This window comes from Novosphingobium sp. HII-3 (genome assembly GCF_002916655.1).
Lineage (GTDB): Bacteria > Pseudomonadota > Alphaproteobacteria > Sphingomonadales > Sphingomonadaceae > Novosphingobium > Novosphingobium panipatense.
In genome coordinates this window covers 1-18,089 of the sequence record NZ_PPSM01000013.1, presented here as the reverse complement: position 1 = coordinate 18,089, position 18,089 = coordinate 1, and the positions used below count along the sequence as shown (strand labels likewise).

The window sequence follows — 18,089 nt, the reverse complement described above, 5'->3', positions numbered from 1 at the left end:
GTCTTCTCCTTTATAATGAAACGTGTTGGTCATTGGGCTTCATCTTCGGCCGCCGAAGCAGCAGATAGGCGGCAGGCAGGACGAACATCGACAACAGCGGCGCGGTCAGCATGCCGCCTATCATCGGCGCGGCGATCCGGCTCATGACTTCGGATCCGGCGCCCGATCCCAGCAGGATCGGCAAGAGGGCAGCGAGGATCACGGCGACCGTCATCGCCTTGGGCCGAACGCGGAGCAGTGCGCCTTCGCGCACTGCCGTCTCGACCTCGGCGACATCCGGATCGGTGCGCTCTTCCAAGGCGTTCTTCAGGTAGATCAGCATCACGACGCCGAATTCGGCGGAGACGCCAGCGAGCGCGATGAAACCTACCCCGGTGGCGACCGACTGGTTGAAGCCGAGCAGATAGAGGATCCAGATGCCGCCGGTGAGCGCGAACGGCAACGTCCCCATGATCAAAGCTGCTTCATCGAACCGCCCGAAGATCATGTAGAGCAGCACGAAGATGATCAGCAGCGTCGCCGGCACGACGAGCTTCAATTTGGCAACGGCACGCTGGAGATATTCGAACTGTCCCGAATAGGCGACGCTAACCCCTGGCGAGAGCGTCACCTGTCTTGCGATCGCATGCTGCAGGTCACTCACGACCGACGCAAGGTCGCGTCCGCGCACGTCGACATAGACCCAGGTCGATGGGCGGGCGTTTTCGGTCTTGAGCATCGGGGGCCCCTCAGCGATCGAGACGCGCGCAATGGTGCCGAGCGTGATCTGCTGTCCGGACGGGGTCAGGACCGGCAGCATCCGTATTCCGTCAAGACTGTCGCGTAGCTCCCGCGGATAGCGGACGCTGATCGGATACCGTGCCAGCCCCTCGACCGTCTCGCCGATCGTCTCGCCGCCGATCGCGCCAGAGACGATCCGCTGCACGTCCGTAATATTGAGCCCAAATCGGGCGGCAGCGGCCCGATCGACATCGACATCGACATAGCGCCCGCCCGTCAAGCGCTCTGCGAGCGCCGAACTGACCCCGGGCACGGTTTTCGCAACTGTCTCGACATCGTGCGCGATGCGGTCGAGCTCAGCGAGGTCAGCACCCGACACCTTGACCCCGATCGGGCTCTTGATGCCGGTCGCCAGCATGTCGATCCGGTTGCGAATGGGCGGCACCCACACATTGGCGAGGCCGGGCAGTTTTACCGTTCGATCAAGCTCCTCGACCAGCTTGTCCGGAGTCATGCCCGGTCGCCATTGGTCGCGAGGTTTGAACTGGATCGTCGTCTCGAACATCTCAAGCGGCGCAGGATCGGTGGCAGTCTCGGCGCGGCCGGCCTTGCCGAACACGCTCTCGACCTCGGGCACGGTCTTGATCAGGCGGTCGGTCTGCTGGAGCAGGTCCGACGCCTTCGCCGCCGAGAGACCCGGCAGCGCCGAGGGCATGTAGAGCAGATCACCCTCCTCCATCTTCGGCATGAACTCGCCGCCAAGCTGGGTGAGCGGCCAGGCGGTTGTTGCAAAAGCGAGCGCCGCGATCAGCAGTACGGTCCTTGGCCGCCGCATCGTCCAGTCGAGCGCGGGCCGGTAGATGTTCGTCAGCCAGCGATTGACCGGGTTGGACTGCTCGGGCGGAATCTTGCCCCGGATCAGCAAACCCATGAGCACCGGCACCAGGGTCACCGACAGGATCGCCGCCGACGCCATCGCATAGGTCTTGGTGAAAGCGAGCGGTGCGAACAGCCGTCCTTCCTGTCCTTCCAGCGTGAACACCGGAATGAACGACAGGGTGATGATCAGAAGGCTGAAGAACAGCGCTGGCCCAACTTCGGCTGCCGCTTCGGTGATGACGGTCCATCGGGTATCCCCCTCGAGATGTTCGTCCGGGTGATCCTCCTCCCATCGCTCGATTTTCTTATGGGCATTCTCGATCATGACGACCGCGGCATCGACCATCGCGCCGATGGCGATCGCGATGCCGCCCAACGACATGATGTTGGCATTGACCCCCTGGAAACGCATGACGACGAAGGCTGCCAGCACACCAAGCGGAAGCGTGAGAATTGCAACGAGCGCCGAACGGACATGCCAAAGGAAGAGCCCGCAGACGATCGCAACGACTATGAATTCCTCGACCAGCTTGTGGGTCAGATTCTCAACGGCGCGGTCGATGAGCTGCGAGCGATCATAGACCGTAACCACATCGACGCCGGGTGGCAGGCCCTTCTTGAGCTCTGCGAGCTTGTCCTTGACCGCCGCGATTGTCTCGCGCGCATTCTTGCCCGAGCGCAGGATCACAACGCCGCCCGCGACCTCGCCCTCACCGTTCAGTTCGGCAATCCCGCGCCGCATCTCGGGGCCGGCCTGGATCGTGGCAACGTCGCCCAGTCGCACCGGCACACCGCCGGCTGCGGTCCTTAAGGGAATGGCGCGGAAATCGTCGAGCGTCTTCAGATAGCCGGAGACACGGACCATATATTCGGCCTCGGCCATCTCCAGTACCGAGCCGCCGCTCTCCTGATTGGCCTTCTGAATGGCATCGACCGTCTGGGCGTGGGTCACGCCGTAGGCGGCGAGCTTCACCGGATCGAGCAGCACCTGATATTGCTTCACCATGCCGCCAATGCTGGCGACCTCTGCGACCCCCGTTACCGTTTTCAGCTCGTAGCGCAGGAACCAGTCCTGAAGCCCGCGAAGCTGCGAGAGATCGTGGCGGCCAGTGCGATCGACCAGCGCATATTCATAGACCCAGCCCACCCCGGTCGCATCCGGCCCCAGCGCGCTGCGGGCGCTGGCCGGCAGCCGGCCTTGTACCTGGTTGAGATATTCGAGCACGCGGCTGCGCGCCCAATAGAGATCGGTGCCGTCCTCGAAGATCACATAGACAAAGCTGTCGCCGAAGAAGGAATAGCCGCGGACGGTCTTTGCGCCGGGCACAGAGAGCATTGTGGTGGTGAGCGGATAAGTGACTTGGTTCTCGACGATCTGCGGCGCCTGCCCGGGATAGGAGGTGCGGATGATCACCTGCGTGTCCGAGAGATCGGGCAACGCATCGATCGCGGTCGATCGCACCGCCCAGACGCCCACGCCGATCAGCGTCAGCACCCCGATCATGACGAAGAAGCGGTTTCTGACTGACCAGCGGATGAGATGGGCGATCACTGGCCCATTACCTTCGCCATGCGTCGCACGGTTGGTCCACTCGGTGGTTGATCGAACCCGAACCGGACCCGGTCGCCCGTCTTTAAGCCGCGCGCGACTTTCGGGTCTGTGAGCTGAAACGTCATCGTCATCGCTGGCCAGCCAATGGCTGGCACGGCTTGATGGCTCAGCGTCACCGACTGGGCGGTGATCTTTTCGATCGTACCGACGGTCTCATAGACTGCGCCGGTCGGCATAGGTTTGGCAGGACTCTTTGGCATGTCAGCACCGATCGGCCGTGCTTCCACGCCCGAGAGGCTTGCTTCGGAATCGATCAGGAACTGACCCGAAGCGACGATCTTTTCGCCTTCGCTCAGGCCCGCCAGAATCTCCGTATCATCGCCAGCTTCCCTCCCAGTTTGCACCTCGGCAGGGCGGTAGCGCCCCTTGTCGAGCGCGAGCATGACCAACGTGCGCTTGCCAGTGCGGATCAGGGCTTCGGACGGCACCAGCAACGCCGGCTGCGCGCTCCCGCCAAACGAGACGGTCGCAAACATGCCGGGACGCAGTCGCCCGCCGCGATTGGGCAGCTCGATCCGAACGGTGAGTGTGCGGCTGTCGGCCTGTGTCTCGGGGAGGATCGCCGAAACGCGCCCGGAGATGGTTTCGCCGGGGAAGGCTGCAAGCGCGGCTCGCACCGCTTGTCCAGGCTTCAAGGGACCGGCGACCGCTTCCGGCACGGCGGCATTCAACCAGACCGTGCCGAGCCCGTTGACCTCGGCAAGCGTCTGGCCTGCCATCAAGGTCATGCCGCCCCGCACGTTCAACGTCTTGATCACGCCGCCCGTGGGCGTGGAGATGGTGATCACATTATGCGGTCGTCCGGTTTGCTCGACCGATGCGATCGTGCCGGAGGGCATGCCGAGCAGCATGAGCCGTTGACGCGCGGCCTGGATCAGAGCGGCGTTGCCGGTGCGGCGGACCGCCAGAAACTCGGTCTGTGCGCCGCCCCATTCCGGCACCAGAACATCGGCAAGCGGCGCGCCTGCACCGATCACATCACCAGGTGCGCGGCCATAGACACGGGAAACGAAGCCGCCTGCACGCGCCTGAACGATCGCAACGTCGCGCTGGTTGAAGTCGATCGTGCCGGTGGCGGTGAGACTGCTCGCCAATTCGCCGCGCCGCACAGCCACCGTTCGCATCCCGAGCGCCTGGGAGGCGGACGGGTCGATCGATATTCCCGGCTGTGCCGCGCTTGCCCCCACCTCATCCGCATAGCGCGGGATTGTTTGCATTCCCATCGACGACAGGCCTGGACCGTCATGATGCTCAGCGGGGATCATCGGGTCATACCAATAGAGGATCTTGCGTGCCGGCGGTTTGGCGGCCGTAGCGTCGGGTGATCCTCCTCTCCATTCAGAGATGGTGAAACCGACCCCGCCAGCGGCGACCGCGAGCAGCGCCGCGGCACCGAAAAGGCCGCCCCGAGGGATTGTGAAATGGCTCATTGCGATTCGCTCCGATACGTAAGGTTCAGTCGAACACCGTCAGCAGCGACAAGGGCTTCACGGTCGAGAGTGTTGAGGGTGACGTCGGCAAGGGCCGCATAGGCATCCGCGATATCGACAAGATTGGCGCGACCTGCCCCGTAGCTTGCCGTCTCCAACGTCACCCGCTGCTCGGCGAGTGGCAGCAATGTGTCCCGCGCGCGCAGCCACTGTTCATGATGCATGATATGGTCCGCAAGATCGGTTTCGAGATCAGCGGCCAGCGCCCGCAGGGCCGCGTCGCGTTCGGCCAGGATGCGTCCGGCATTCTCCTGGGCCGCCGCAATGCCCGCATTCTGTCGACTGCGGGTAAAGAAGGGCAGACTGACCGTCACACCGGCTGACACATAATCTCCAAAACGAGGGTCGCGGCGTTGATAGGCAAGGTTCACCCCGAAGTCGGAACGGCGGTTGGCATCGGCCATACGCACATCGGCCATTGCCTGACCGGACTGGGCGTCGATCATTGCCATGGTGGGAAGGCGATCCAGGCCAGCGCGCAGTTCGGCCCCATCGACAGGGAAGTCGGGAATAGATCCGGCAATTTCAGGCGCCGGGTCACCCGTCCATCGCGTCAGAGCAGCCCGTGCCCGCGCTATGTTTGAGACCAGTTCGCTGCGACGATCTTCTAATGAGGCGATAGCCTGTCGGCCGGCAAGAGTCTGCGCAGGCCGGGCATTGCCCGACGCGACGGCACTGGGCGTTGTCCGCACCACGCGCTCCAGACGGGCTAGAAGATCATCAAGCGCGGTCAGCCGGCGCTCGGCATAGGCAAGGTTGATCCAGGCAAGCGCAGTGCCGACCTCAACCGAACGCGCCTCAAATGCGGTGTCGGCATCTGCAGCCTTGATATCGCTGTCAGCGCGGGCGCGTTGCGCACGGCGCTTGGCGAGGTTGGGAATATCCTGGGACACGCCCACCCGCGCCATCGTGAAATTGTCCTGCCCGGGAGCAAACGCCAATGGCCCCGAGATCGGGAAACTGTCGAGCCCAACGGCCAGAGTCGGATCAGGTAGCGATCCGGCGCCGCCACGAGCGGAACGAGCGGCCTCGGCGGCGAGCGCCTTGGCCTTGATCGACGGCGCTTCCTGCCGCGCGCGCTGGAGCGCAGCGTCGAAAGTGAGGGGACCAGCGAATGCAACGCCGGGGATCGCCGCGAGCAGCGGCAGACAAACAAACAATCGCATGGAAAACTCCTGATCGGAGGATCAGGCCGGCGTCGCGCACTCTGGCAGGCATGTCAGTGGCGGCGGGATGGGGGCAATCCCGCCGCCACTGCTGGCCTGGCCGTCTATGCGACCTTACACGGCCAGAGGCTGTGCCTAGCCGGCCGAGGGAGCCGACGAAGGCGATGCCATGCTATGCATCTCCTTCATGCAGTCCGCCGCGCTCATCTTCATCATGTCGCAGTTGCAGTTCGCCATCTGCGGAGCATCGGGCACCCAGACGCGACGGGGGCTCATAGATGGCGCACGCGGGCCATAGTTTGGCGATTAACGCCATTCATAATGGCCAGACTGCGAGTTTGTGTTGGGTTCGCCGGCGAAAGCGGCAACGGGAGCGGCAAGCGCAATGCCCAGCAGGGCATAGAAAACACGGTTCTTCATGACTGTAATCCTTGGGCAAAATATCGTGGTAGCCGCGGGTCAGACAGGATTTTCAGATGCGCGATAGACGCAAGAATCCTGTCAGCCTGGCAGCCGGTGTCGATCAGCCAAGGAGAGTCGGTGGTTCCGGTTCGGGAGTGAGGTCACTGCCGTGCAGGACAGTGATGGTTGCCCAGAAGGGCAGAGCTGGACTGGCTTCGCGTGCTTCCAGCATAGGCGCGTCATTACGAACGGCCAGCGGAACGACGCAGCCCATGGCCGCGATGCATTCCAGGGTCATGCCCTTGCAAGGCTTCTGAGCAGGTTGTTGCTGCTGTGCCATTATCTTCATGCAGTCTTCCGACATCCCAGCCACGGCCTGCACAGACGTGGCCATTGGGGCGGACATCGCAGGCGGAGCGGACGCAAAGGCCGCCGCTTGGCCAATCAAGCCAACCATGGCTCCCAGAAGGAGAAGAAGTTGCAAAACGCGTTTCACAGCCGTTATTTATTACGCCTCGTAGCATCAAAGATCAACGAGATGGTCACCCGCCGTGTCGGGCAAATACCGTCTGACCCGCCGATCCGAAGGCGATGACAGAGTAGGGTTGTGGTTTTTGGCCGGGGACTTCCATCCCCGGAGAACCCAGCGGCATGCCCGCTACGGCCAATCCCTTTACGCCCTTCGGGCGCTTCGCGATCGCGCGCTTCATGTCGGCAATGGGAACGTGGCCCTCGAAAACCATGCCATCGACAATTGCAGTATGGCATGATGCCAGCGCAGCGGGCACGCCTTGAGCGCGTTGAAAGCGGCCGCGTTGCTGGTCGTCGACGATATTGACGCTTTGTCCAAATTGTCTGCGCACCTGGGCCGCCCACTGTTCGCAGCAACCGCAACCAGGGTCACGATGCATGATGATCGGGGCAGCTTCGGCGCTGGCGACGGAGAAGGCTGCTATGAACGCAGCGAGGGCAAATTTGAGTGTCATACGATCCCTTATTGGTTCCCCCGCCCCTGGGCGGGGGAGGAAAGGTCTATTGGGCGCGCTTGTTGTGGGCTCTCAGCCAGCCTTGAAGCTCGCCCACTTCTCGCGTTTGCTCGGTGATTGACTTGTTCGCCATCATTCGGACCTGCGCGTCCTTGGTGTCGCGCAAAACGATGCGTGACATCGCAATCGCACCGCGATGATGCTCGATCATCTTGCGCACCCAGGTCTCCGTTGCATCGCTGCCCGTGGCGGACATCATCTTCTGATGCATCTCCATTTCTGCAGGCGGGTAAGGATTGGCTGGCGTGGGGTTCATGGTCTGGCGCATGTCCATCTTGCTATGGTCCATGCCCTGCATTTGGGCGATCGCCGGCGCGGCCACCAGTCCAGCGATGATGATGGGGACTATTTTCTTCACAATTCTCTCCTCAGCGCCCCGCATTGATAATACGCATGGGCGCGCCATTTCCCTCGTGAGGCGGCACAAAATTTACGGGAACGGGAGCGCGAAGCCTACTTGCGGGCTAGAATAGCCTTCATTTCATCGATTTCGCGGCGCTGAGATTCCTCGATGCCGCTGCACAGACGAACGATTTCCGGATCCTTCAAGGAGGCCTCGCGGCACATCAGGATCGCGCCCGAATGATGCGGGATCATCGATCGGAGGAATGCTGTATCGCCGATCGTTGTTTGCGTGCGGATGAGGGCAAATGATCCGGCGAATATCGCAACTGACCCTAATATAAGGGCCGCGTTTGCCTTTTTCGACGGGAACATATGGCCCATCGCGAGGACCATCAGCACCACCATGGGCGCCACCATCATTAGCGTCATGTAGAGCATATTCAGGTTGTTGTAGAAGCTCCCCAAGCTGTCGATCATGACGAACATCACCAGATACATGATGACGCCGCCAACCAAGGTCTGCAGGGCGAGGCTCGCATAGGCATTTTTCATCATTGGTCGTCTCCTTTGGCCCCCGCCCCGATCCTGCTTGACTATTCAACCCGTGCGGCGTCGCTTTCGCGGCCACCGAAGATACAAAAGTGCCGAACCCGCGATCGCCAATGCGAGACCACCTGCGGCAAACGCCATCAACCACGGCGTGTTGAAATTTTCGTGGTTTTTCCAATCCATGATGTGGAGCGCCCAGAAGAAATCGTACAGGCGCCACGTTCCATTTCTCACAGCGACGATCCGACCACTATTCTGGGCAACATAGACGCGGGTCGCTTCGCGGTCAGGGAAGTCCACCCGCCAGGCCGGCAGGACGCCCTTGAATTCTGGGGTCGACGCCACAACCAGGCGCACGCTCGGCGGCTCCGACGTACCACGGTAGGCCTGTATCGCCACCGCGCGAGCCATCGCAGCGTTCACGGGACCAAGTCGACGACCTGTTTCTGCATCGTGGAGTGAGATCGTCCCATCGATAGACTCGACCTCCGCAATCTCGCGGCCGAGCAGCGCGCGATATCGGACTTCACGCACGGGTCTGGTCGCCGCGCGCAACACTAGGTCCAACGGCGCGCGCGATCTCGACTGTTCCAATATCGCCGGCGACGATCGCTCGACGAGATGTTCACCGCGGACTCGCTCGATCGGCAACAGGCTCATGACAAGACCGCTCGCAAACCAAAGCAGCAGCTGGACGCCGATAACCAGGGCTAACCAGCGATGAACGCGGCTAGCCCCGATGTGGAAGCGGAGTTTGGCGCTTCTCAGAACCAGGTCCGAACACCGATTACAAAGCTGGCCGCCTTCACGTCCCCTCCGTCTGAGCGTGCATAGTCCGCCGTCCGCCCGAACTTTCGGTCGTAAGAAACGCCGATGTAGGGGGCAAATTCGCGGCGCAGTTCGTAACGCAAACGCAGTCCCAATTCGGCGTTCGTGATGCCCGCTCCAATCCGCGTCTCCGGGACATTTTGTGCTGAAAGGTTCACTTCCAGGCGCGGCTGGAGAATGAGGCGTTGCGTGATACGCTGATCATAATAGCCCTCGATCCGCCCCAACACCTCGCCTTTGTTCGACAGAAACAGGGCAGCCTCGGTCTCAAACCAGTAAGGCGCCACCCCCTCAATACCGATCGTCGCATAAGTACGGGATGGGTTGGCTTTGAAATCGTAACGGACACCCGCCTGGAGGTTCCAATAAGGGTCGAGTGCACGACTGTAGAGCGCCTGAACTTCTGCGGTCTCCATGTAGGTGCCGCTTCTGCCAGCAAGAACGCCCTCACCCTCTGTCTTGACCACCAGCCGATCGAGATCCTTGCCGAACCACGCCTCCCCGTCCCACCGATAGCCGTCGCGGCCGTTACGGACCTGATATTCCGCCAGATTGAACAGGATCATCGAGCTGGATGAGCCGCCATGTTCCTTATGCAGCATGGTACGCGAAGCCGCCATCTCGCCGTTTTTGTAGACGCGGTCGGCATAGTTGTCGGTAGGAGGTTGGGGTGCAGGGGCGTTGCCGGGCATGAGACTGGTGCCACCAGCGCCATGGGCTGCCATCGGCCCATCCATCGCCATGCCGGGCATCGACGACATATCGTGCTGCATCGGCTGACCGCCGGGTGCCGCCTGCATGTCCATGCCGGGCATGTCGTGTTTCATCGTACCGCCCGCCCCATCGGGCATGGTCATGCCAGGCATGCCGGACATGTCGTGGCCGGCATGCGGGTCAGCCGTTGGAGGCGTCTTGTCACCGGGCATCTCCATGCCGGACATAGCCCCCATGCCCGACATGTCGTGCGGCGCCGACTTGGGTTTTGCTGCCGGTGCCCGGCGCTTCGGGGTGGCAGGCTTGCCCTTAGCCGTGGGCGCAGCGGCGCGCCTGGGCTGGCTTGCTGGCTTGGCCACCGGCTTTTTCTTCGCCGCTGGCTGAGCAGCAGGCATGTTCATGCCCGGCATATTCTGCATCGACTGCGCGCTGACTGGGGTCGCCAAGGCGAGCGGGGCCGCGCCGATCAGAAGGAGAAGCGACTTCATGCGGCATCTCCCCGGGGACGGACGGAGACGACGCGCATCATCCCGGCATGCATGTGATAGAGCATATGGCAGTGAAACGCCCAGTCGCCGACTGCGTCTGCGGTGACGTCGAAACTTACCTTGCCTCCTGGTGCGACATTGACGGTGTGTTTGCGCGGCGAATACTCGCCATGCCCGGTCACCAGCTCGAAGAAATGCCCATGAAGATGGATCGGGTGCGACATCATCGTGTCATTGACGAGCGTGACGCGGACCCTTTCGTTTTCGATAAAGGGAATGGGCTCGCGCTTGTCACTGAGCTTCACCCCATCGAACGACCACATATAGCGTTCCATATTCCCGGTCAGGTGGATTTCCATCGCGCGGTCTGGCGCGCGAACATCGGGGTTGCGCTCCACCGCCATGAGATCGCGATAGACAAGAACCCGGTGGCCAACGTCTTCGAGACCCTGTCCCGGTTCTCCCGTGCGATCCATCGGCATGGGCGAGATCGTCTGGACACCCGGTCCCATCTTAACCTGCGGCGCTTTGCTGGCGTCGCGCATGTTCATGCCGCCCATTCCGCCCGTCGCCATGCCGCCCATTGTATCACCGGACCCGCTGCCCATTCCGGGCATGTTGGCCATGGAACTATCCGCCGGTTTTTGCATGCTTGGCATCGACGCGCCGGCCCCCATATCCATGCCTGCCATCCCGCCCGCGGCAGCTCCGCCGGCAGACATGTCATGCCCCATTGCTGCGTGGTCCATGCCGGACATGCCGCTCATATCCATGTCCCCCATGCCCATGTCCTTCATATCGGCAAGGGGCCGCTTGCGGAGCGGCGGAACTTCGGCCGTCATGCCTTCACGCGGAGCCAGTGTGGCGCGTGCCATGCCCGAACGATCAACGGATTCACCGACCAGCGTGTAGGCGCGATCATCGGTCGGAGTAACGATGACATCATAGGTCTCGGCAACCGCGATCTGAAACTCGTCGACCTCGACCGGCCTGACATTGAGCCCGTCGGCCTGAACAACCGTAAGTTTGAGACTGGGAATCCGGACATTGAACGTCGTCATCGCGGAGGCATTGACGAAACGCAGGCGAACGCGCTCACCTGGCTTGAAAAGCGCGGTCCAGTTGTCCCGTGGGCCATGCCCATTCACGAGATAGGTATAGGTCGAGCCCGTGACATCGGACACGTCGGTCGGATCCATCCGCATATTGCCCCAGTCAAGTCGGTCCTTGAGGGGTTGGTCTTCCTTGGCCAGCAAACCGGCCAGCGTTTGCCGCTGATAATTGAAATAGCCACCGCCGACCTGCTTGAGCTTCCGGAAAATTGCGTGCGGATGCATCTGGCTATGGTCGGAGAGCACGATGACATGCTCTCGATCCGACTGAATCGGATCCTCGCCTTCCGGGTCGATGACAATCGGTCCGTAATGACCTAACTGCTCCTGCAGCCCCGAATGGCTATGATACCAATAGGTGCCAGCCTGGACGATGGGGAACTCATAGACAAAGGTCGACTTGGGCTTGATGCCGGGGAAGCTGATGCCGGGCACGCCGTCGAACTGGAACGGCAAAAGCAGGCCGTGCCAGTGGATCGAGCTGTCTTCCTCGAGATCGTTGATCACCGACAGGCGGACGTTTTGGCCCTGACGCAGACGGATGAGGGGCGCAGGCACAGTGCCATTGATGCCGATGGCATGGCTTTGTCGGCCGTCGATCATCATCATCTGATGCGCGATCTTGAGCGTGATATCGTTCCCGCTGACCGTTGGCAGTGGCTTGGCAATCCCGGACGAAATGGGTTGAGCCCATGCCGGCAGCCATGCCGACAATGCGAGGCCACCGCCGGCCAGCGCAGCGCCGCGGAAAAGGTCGCGGCGGTTCAATCCGGGGGACATAATATCTCCTTGTTCAACGTGCAGCACTTTGGGTCTGAAAAGACGCTTAAGCGCGGTATCTCTTTATCCTTACGCGCGAGCAGCGCGCACCCCTCATTCCTCAGCGAGTATTTCTGCGAGGCGCGCGCGCGCGCGATACAGGCGCGTCTCCACAGCCTTGCTACTGACGGAAAGCGCTTTGGCGGCCTCTGATTGACTGAGCCCTTCGACGGTCCTGAGCATCAGGACTTCACGCAACGTGGCAGGGCAATGCGCTGATCGCCGCCGACAGTCGCTCCACCTCTATTTTCGATTCAGCACTGGCATGTGCGGAGGGTGCGTCATCCGGCACTTGCTCAATCTCATCATCCGACGGCGCGGAGCCAAATGTGAAGAGCTGCCGCACCCTCTGGCGGCGGCGCCAATCGCGACATTTGTTAATCGCGATCCGGGATAGCCAGGCGCGCAACGGACGCGCACCATCATATTTCCGCAGATGGCTGAACGCGGATACAAAGCAGTCCTGCGTGAGATCAAGTGCTTCCTCGGCATTCCCGACCAGGCCGCGCACCAGTCGAAATATCGCTGTCTGGTGCCGACGCATAATCTCGGCGAAAGCCGACTGCCGACCGGCAAGCGTCAGTGCCGCTAGTTCACCGTCCGAACACGCCTGGAGATCCAGACTCACCGTGCATCGTCGGTGAGCGCATGAACCACCGCCTGATCGAAGGTCTTGGCCTGATCGGGGCGAAGGATTTGCCGCATGGCGAAGATGTGCCCGAGCGTTTCCTTTTGCAGTTCGCCCATTGCCTGATGCGACTGATCGACGGCCGCGGTCACACGCGGCCCTTCGCCATGTTCGACCTCGATCGCGGCTGCGAGACGCGCATTGTCCGATCGCAGTTCAAGCTCCAGCGCGCGCCGACGCACGGCGAAACCCTGCTCTAGCAGCTCGATCTTGGCCTTCTGACGATCATCCAGATCGAGCTTGCTGTGCAAGACATCGTGGAGCTCGACGCCGGCTGCCTTGGGCCGCGGGAAAAAGTAGCGGCCCAGGAACACGCCCGCAACCGCCGATGCAAAGGCGACGATGGCGACGAGGAGGAGCAATTTGGGCTTCATTGAGAACCTACCAGCAGCGTCGAAGGGGCAAGCGGATTTGATGGCCCGAAAGGCGATAGCGTGACCGACGCCTCGGCACGCGGCGTAAAGCCATTGCTGGCGATACCCAGCAGTACCGCTCCGAAAGCCGCGACCGCACCGAGGCGGAATTGAGACGCGGTCGAAACCTGCGGCAATGCCGCTATGCGTCGGAACACAGCATCCTCCAGACCAATCAGCCCCGGATGCGTCGGTTCGTTGCGTAAGCGGCTCAGCAGCCGGTCCAGGTCGGTATCCATCGAAAAGTCCAATCCTCAATCAATCCGGGGCAACGGCCCAGGACGTGTTCTTTACTTTCCCCTCTATCAGCCTGTCCGTCAAAGCATCGCACATAGCGGGCAGATCTGAGCAACAGCGACGGAGCAGCCGCAACGCTATGGCGCCGTCTTCGTCATGCCGGGCATATCCTTCATCATCGCGTCATGGTCTTCGGGCGCACTGGCTATTGCCGCCTGATATTGGGCGGGTGACATACGCGGAAGTTGCCTTACGAAAGCCACCATATCCCAGATCAGTTCGTCGCTATGGGTCTTACCCCAAGCTGGCATCGCGGTCAGCTTGACCCCATGCTTGATGATCCAGAATTGCTCCTTTGGCGATCTTTGCTCCTCGCGGGAAAGCTCCGGCGCCCTCGGATAGAGTCCCTGGCTGATTTCGGACTTTTCCAGTCCTGGCCCGAGATGGCAGCCGCTGCACATCTCGGTGTAGAGCCCCGCCCCGCTCTGCAGCCGCTTCACGTCCCCAAGGTTGGCCGGGACATTCACATCACGAGATCGCACGGCGATGGAACGATCTCGGAGCTGCTCGATCAGCCAATAGACCGGTTTGGTGTGCGGCGAATCCGCCCCGATGTCATAGGCACCCACATAGACGACGATCCCCGCTAGCGCGCCGCCGACCAGCGCTGTCGCAGCGATAAAACCTACACTTGGAAAGTGCCTGCGCAGCCAAGTCGTCCTAGCATTCTCCATAGCTTCCTCCCGAGCGGCAGCGTCCCTTGGATCCGGGTGGTTCTCACACCCATCCAATTGTCCATACGCACTGCAAGCTTCGATCCCTCATCTGTCGCGCAGATCTCATTCGCAAATCCCGCCGGGGTTCTGATTTGCAGAATTCTTGCGCGCCTGATGAGGGGTGGCGCCGCGTGGTGCGTAATTCGATGTGTCGGCAGTCTCGCCGCCCATGGAGAAATCGATGTTTCGTAAAACAATCTTTGCCGTCGCCATGGCGGCGTCTGTCCTCACCGCTACCGCTGCGCAGGCTCACCCTAAGCTCAATGCCGCCACCCCTGCCGCAAATGCCGTGGTCGCCGCCCCGACCAGAATTCAGCTCGTCTTTTCTGAAGCGCTCGTCGCACAATTTTCCGGGCTCGACCTGACGATGACCGAAATGCCAGGCATGAAGATGGCGCCGATGAAGATGAACGGCGTCAAGGCCACCGTGGGCGCCGATGGCAAGACGCTCGTCGCGACGCTTGCCAAGCCGTTGCCGGTTGGAACCTACAAGGTCGACTATCACGTCGTCTCTGCTGACACCCATCGCATCCAGGGCAGCTACACCTTCAAGGTCCAGTAAGACCGTGCCGGACATCATAGCGATCGCAGTGAGGCTGGGACTTTTCCTCGATCTCATGCTCCTCTTCGGGTTGCCGATGTTCGGCCTCTACACGTTGCGCGGGACTGAGCGGGCATCCGGCTCGGTCCTGCGTTTCCGGTCGGTGTTGGCGACAATCGCGCTGGCCGGTATCGTATTATCTATCCTGGGCATGATGGTCCTGGCGGCCTCGATGGGGGGCGTGCCACTCGATCAGGTAGACCGCGCCACGGTCAATCTTCTCATATCGGGCACTGCGATCGGGACGGTCTGGCAGGTACGGGTCGCGGCCCTCCTGCTCGTGCTCTATTTTTCCATCGTCGGTTGGCGGCGTCCCGCTTTCGCCCTGTGGTCGCTGTCAGCGACCGCCGCTGTCGCTCTGGCGACCTTGGCCTGGACGGGGCATGGCGCTGCCGACGAAGGCTTGCGGGGATGGGTCCATCTTGGGGCCGACATCACCCATCTTTGGGCGGCGGGGATTTGGGTAGGCGCATTATTCGCCCTTTGCCTTCTCATTTTCCGCCCTGCAGCTCGCATGGCGATCGATCATATCCACCTTTCTCACCGCGCGCTGGATGGCTTTGCAAAGGTCGGATCGGTAGTCGTAGGGCTGCTTATCCTGTCGGGATTCATCAACAGTTGGATCCTGATCGGACCATCCCGGCTCGGTTCCCTTTTTGCCAGTCTCTACGGCCTTCTGCTGGGGGCAAAGCTGATACTGTTCGGCGTCATGCTGACGCTGGCCGCCGCCAATCGCTTCTTCCTGACCCCCTCCCTCGCTGCAGCCATTGAAACGGGCAATACATCCTCGGCGATAGGAACACTTCGTCGCAGCCTCGCCATTGAAACCGGATGCGCTCTTGTCATTCTAGCCCTCGTTGCATGGTTAGGACTGCTGGCCCCACCTGCATCGGGGATGTAATCCGCCTTCATGGAAGCGCGCGCGAAATAGCTTTGATCGCTTTAAGGCCCGAGCCAAACCGGGAAATCGCGTCCTTGTTCCGTTCTAGCTCACCATAAGGGAGATAGGCGATCTCCAGGTCCGCGATCCGGCTGAACGCCGGCCTTGCGATTTGCGCGCGCACTTCGCTTTCGCGAGCATCTGGAGCGACAAGGAACAATCCGGCTGTGGCATGCAGGTCGCTGCCGCTCAGGGCAAGATCGAGCATCCGGACGATCCCCGAATAGATGGAAGTCGAATGTTCGACTTCGAAGGCTGCCGCGACCCGGTCACCACCCCGCTCCAGCCACAAAACATCAATGAGGCGGATAGCATCCGCTCCGGTCGACGTCGAAATTGAAGCCGGCAAGCTCTCGAGGCACCCCTCCCCCAAACGCACACCGTCATGCAGTCGCCCCCGATCATTGGATGCGATCCAGACGTCATACCCCAGGGCCAGACCGATATCGCGCAGCCATGCCTGGATTTCCGAATGGGTTCGATCACTCTCGCCCTGCTTCTGCAGCGCTTTGTTGAGCGTTTGTGCTTCCGCCCGAGCTTGTTCGAGGCGTGCGGTCCAGGATCCCAGGGTCTGGTCTTCCTCGTCGCGGGGCGGCGCCGGATAACGGCCAGAGCCGATATCGAACAGGAGGCCGCCAATAGCGCCCAGATCGTTTGACAGAAGATCGCGAAACCGCTCGTTCAGGTCGAGCACACCCGAGCGCATGGCGAGAAAATGGTGCCAGCTTCCGAGCTTCACCTTGCCGCCGGTCAGCTTGTTATAGCCGTTGACGATCGCGGTGTTGAACGGCGGCACGAGGGTCGGATGCAGGAAATAGAGGAGATTGGCGACCGCAGGCCCCAGCCCCTTGATGTTCAGGCGATCAATCGTGTGGATACCTGCGATAATCTCTTCCGCGGTGTCGCAACAGGCGCAGTGATCGAGCAATCGGCCAAAGGCGCGCTGGTTCGCCGGGTTTTCATAGATGTCGGGGATCCGCAATTTGGGCTTCCAGAGAAACGCATGGTCCGCGCCTTTGAAGATCTGCCTCTGTTCTGCGACTGAATGAACGACCGTTTCCAGCGAAGATCCGCGATAGGCGACGCCGAACCTTCCGGCTTCGATTTCAGCGACCACCTGGGCGAGACCACGCCGTATCGAACGAAAATTCTTGATGCGCTCGTCCCATAGAAACCAGCTCTGATACGTCGCGTTCGGATCTTCCCTCCATCGTTGGATCAGTTGCCGCGCCAGCAATTCAAATTCCGCCAAACCCCGTTCCCCCATTCGCGTCGATCTTCTCCAACGCTAACACTCCGCCCCGTATACGAACAGTTTTTGCGCGGCCGCCCAGGACGAAAAGCGACCCGCGTCATCTGATATCGTCCTGAATATGCGTCAGCAGGTCACGGGTGTAGCCGATCAGGAGATCGCCAACGGTTGCCCCGTAAAGCGCGAGGAACAAAATGAACGCCAGGAGCTTGGGGACGAAGCTCACAGTCTGTTCGTTGATCGAAGTCGCAGCCTGGATCATGGAGATAATGAGCCCGACCACCAGCATGATTATCAGCGGGGGTCCAGCGACAACCATTATCACCCAAAGCGCCTGGCCCATCGAAACCGAAAAAGGGCTGTAGGTCTCCATCTCTCCCCCGACGATGATGGTTTCGTCGCCCCCTGACGTTGCGGCCTGTGGTTGTTGCGGGGCGAGCGACATGGAGCGCGATCGGTTTATTCCAATCCGTCTTCCCCACATCCGCTCGCCCCCGCGCCACGCTGCGACCCGTGGGCACCTCGGCTGTCCATCCTGCTAGGCGATGGGCTTCATCTGATTTTACGCAGCGACGGGGTTTACCCCTCACGACCCGACCTTTTTTTCGAAGAACGCGCACTCGTTTGAGGGAAGAAGCCTCATTCCGCGTAATACCAGTGAAGACCGAGCTCAGTGAAAGGCACGCATGTACGACTGCGTCATCATCGGCGGCGGCCCCGCAGGGCTGACAGCAGCCACCTATCTAGCCCGGTTTCTGCGTTCTACGCTGGTCATCGATGCTGGCGATGGCCGCGCGACCCGCATCCCGACGACACATAACCTCCTCGGTTTTCCAGACGGTATCTCTGGCGAAAATCTGCTTGTCCGTATGCATCGACATGCCGTGTCAACGCCGGGATAAAATTGGGCCAGGCACCGGTTTAAAAAGGGGCCAGTTGGTTTGAATAAAAAGCCTCATGGTTGAGGCTGGACGCTCTCGGCAGCGGGGAAGCGGCTGTAGCGGAGCGGAAG

The 18,089-nt window shown here is 61.3% G+C and carries 19 protein-coding genes and 1 pseudogene; 3 read left to right on the top strand and 17 right to left on the bottom strand.

Annotation, left to right across the window (positions count from 1 at the left end; translation table 11 throughout):
* Positions 1-10: 10 nt before the first annotated feature.
* From C2R25_RS03570 to C2R25_RS03500, 15 genes and pseudogenes are all read right to left on the bottom strand, one after another.
* Positions 11-3,151: an efflux RND transporter permease subunit gene (locus tag C2R25_RS03570; RefSeq protein ID WP_017502289.1), complete on the bottom strand. Its 3,141-nt coding sequence runs from the start codon at positions 3,149-3,151 to the stop codon at positions 11-13.
* Positions 3,148-4,641 (bottom strand): efflux RND transporter periplasmic adaptor subunit, encoded by a 1,494-nt coding sequence (locus C2R25_RS03565; protein ID WP_017502288.1) that lies wholly within the window; start codon positions 4,639-4,641, stop codon positions 3,148-3,150. Before C2R25_RS03565 ends, C2R25_RS03570 begins: the two co-directional genes overlap by 4 nt.
* Positions 4,638-5,867: a TolC family protein gene (locus tag C2R25_RS03560; protein WP_017502287.1), complete on the bottom strand. Its 1,230-nt coding sequence runs from the start codon at positions 5,865-5,867 to the stop codon at positions 4,638-4,640. The genes C2R25_RS03565 and C2R25_RS03560 overlap by 4 nt, the downstream gene beginning before the upstream one ends.
* 135 nt (positions 5,868-6,002) lie before the next feature.
* Complete coding sequence (locus tag C2R25_RS20855) at positions 6,003-6,143, bottom strand: hypothetical protein (RefSeq protein WP_233203744.1); 141 nt, start codon at positions 6,141-6,143, stop codon at positions 6,003-6,005.
* A 247-nt stretch (positions 6,144-6,390) separates the two neighbouring features.
* The gene (locus C2R25_RS20850; protein WP_231377893.1) at positions 6,391-6,567 is read right to left on the bottom strand and encodes a hypothetical protein; all 177 of its coding nucleotides are present in this window, start codon (positions 6,565-6,567) and stop codon (positions 6,391-6,393) included.
* Positions 6,568-6,811: 244 nt separating this feature from the next.
* On the bottom strand, positions 6,812-7,255 hold the full coding sequence (locus C2R25_RS03545) for a DUF411 domain-containing protein (RefSeq protein WP_017502283.1): 444 nt from the start codon (positions 7,253-7,255) through the stop codon (positions 6,812-6,814).
* Between the two features lie 46 nt (positions 7,256-7,301).
* Positions 7,302-7,697, bottom strand: coding sequence for a DUF305 domain-containing protein (locus C2R25_RS03540; protein ID WP_017502282.1), 396 nt, complete (start codon positions 7,695-7,697; stop codon positions 7,302-7,304).
* Between the two features lie 71 nt (positions 7,698-7,768).
* A complete protein-coding gene (locus tag C2R25_RS03535; protein WP_017502281.1) occupies positions 7,769-8,215 on the bottom strand; it encodes a DUF305 domain-containing protein in 447 nt (148 codons plus the stop codon).
* A gap of 42 nt (positions 8,216-8,257) precedes the next feature.
* On the bottom strand, positions 8,258-8,950 hold the full coding sequence (locus C2R25_RS03530; protein ID WP_026109409.1) for a PepSY domain-containing protein: 693 nt from the start codon (positions 8,948-8,950) through the stop codon (positions 8,258-8,260).
* Between the two features lie 23 nt (positions 8,951-8,973).
* Positions 8,974-10,239 (bottom strand): copper resistance protein B, encoded by a 1,266-nt coding sequence (locus tag C2R25_RS03525; RefSeq protein ID WP_103727903.1) that lies wholly within the window; start codon positions 10,237-10,239, stop codon positions 8,974-8,976.
* Positions 10,236-12,131 carry a copper resistance system multicopper oxidase gene (locus C2R25_RS03520; RefSeq protein WP_103727902.1) on the bottom strand — a complete coding sequence of 632 codons (1,896 nt, stop codon included), beginning with the start codon at positions 12,129-12,131 and terminating at the stop codon, positions 10,236-10,238. The genes C2R25_RS03525 and C2R25_RS03520 overlap by 4 nt, the downstream gene beginning before the upstream one ends.
* A gap of 93 nt (positions 12,132-12,224) precedes the next feature.
* A pseudogene (locus C2R25_RS03515) lies at positions 12,225-12,798 on the bottom strand (RNA polymerase sigma factor).
* Complete coding sequence (locus tag C2R25_RS03510; protein ID WP_017502275.1) at positions 12,795-13,232, bottom strand: periplasmic heavy metal sensor; 438 nt, start codon at positions 13,230-13,232, stop codon at positions 12,795-12,797. Before C2R25_RS03510 ends, C2R25_RS03515 begins: the two are co-directional and overlap by 4 nt.
* Positions 13,229-13,510, bottom strand: a complete 282-nt coding sequence (locus C2R25_RS03505) for a hypothetical protein (RefSeq protein WP_017502274.1) — start codon at positions 13,508-13,510, stop codon at positions 13,229-13,231. The genes C2R25_RS03510 and C2R25_RS03505 overlap by 4 nt, the downstream gene beginning before the upstream one ends.
* Positions 13,511-13,645: 135 nt before the next feature.
* Positions 13,646-14,242 (bottom strand): cytochrome c, encoded by a 597-nt coding sequence (locus C2R25_RS03500; RefSeq protein WP_017502273.1) that lies wholly within the window; start codon positions 14,240-14,242, stop codon positions 13,646-13,648.
* Between the two features lie 211 nt (positions 14,243-14,453).
* Here C2R25_RS03500 and copC point away from each other — a divergent pair, with 211 nt between their 5' ends.
* Positions 14,454-14,846: a copper homeostasis periplasmic binding protein CopC gene (gene copC, locus C2R25_RS03495; RefSeq protein ID WP_051035789.1), complete on the top strand. Its 393-nt coding sequence runs from the start codon at positions 14,454-14,456 to the stop codon at positions 14,844-14,846.
* Between the two features lie 4 nt (positions 14,847-14,850).
* Positions 14,851-15,786, top strand: coding sequence for a copper homeostasis membrane protein CopD (copD, locus tag C2R25_RS03490; RefSeq protein ID WP_017502271.1), 936 nt, complete (start codon positions 14,851-14,853; stop codon positions 15,784-15,786).
* 7 nt (positions 15,787-15,793) lie between these two features.
* On the opposite strand, the gene C2R25_RS03485 is transcribed toward copD, so the two are convergent.
* Positions 15,794-17,092, bottom strand: a complete 1,299-nt coding sequence (locus C2R25_RS03485) for a hypothetical protein (RefSeq protein ID WP_037522285.1) — start codon at positions 17,090-17,092, stop codon at positions 15,794-15,796.
* Between the two features lie 85 nt (positions 17,093-17,177).
* Positions 17,178-17,522, bottom strand: a complete 345-nt coding sequence (locus C2R25_RS03480; RefSeq protein WP_233203742.1) for a flagellar biosynthetic protein FliQ — start codon at positions 17,520-17,522, stop codon at positions 17,178-17,180.
* A 241-nt stretch (positions 17,523-17,763) separates the two neighbouring features.
* Between C2R25_RS03480 and C2R25_RS03475 the strand changes: the two genes are divergently transcribed.
* Positions 17,764-17,979 (top strand): NAD(P)/FAD-dependent oxidoreductase, encoded by a 216-nt coding sequence (locus C2R25_RS03475; protein ID WP_369825688.1) that lies wholly within the window; start codon positions 17,764-17,766, stop codon positions 17,977-17,979.
* Positions 17,980-18,089 lie beyond the last annotated feature (110 nt).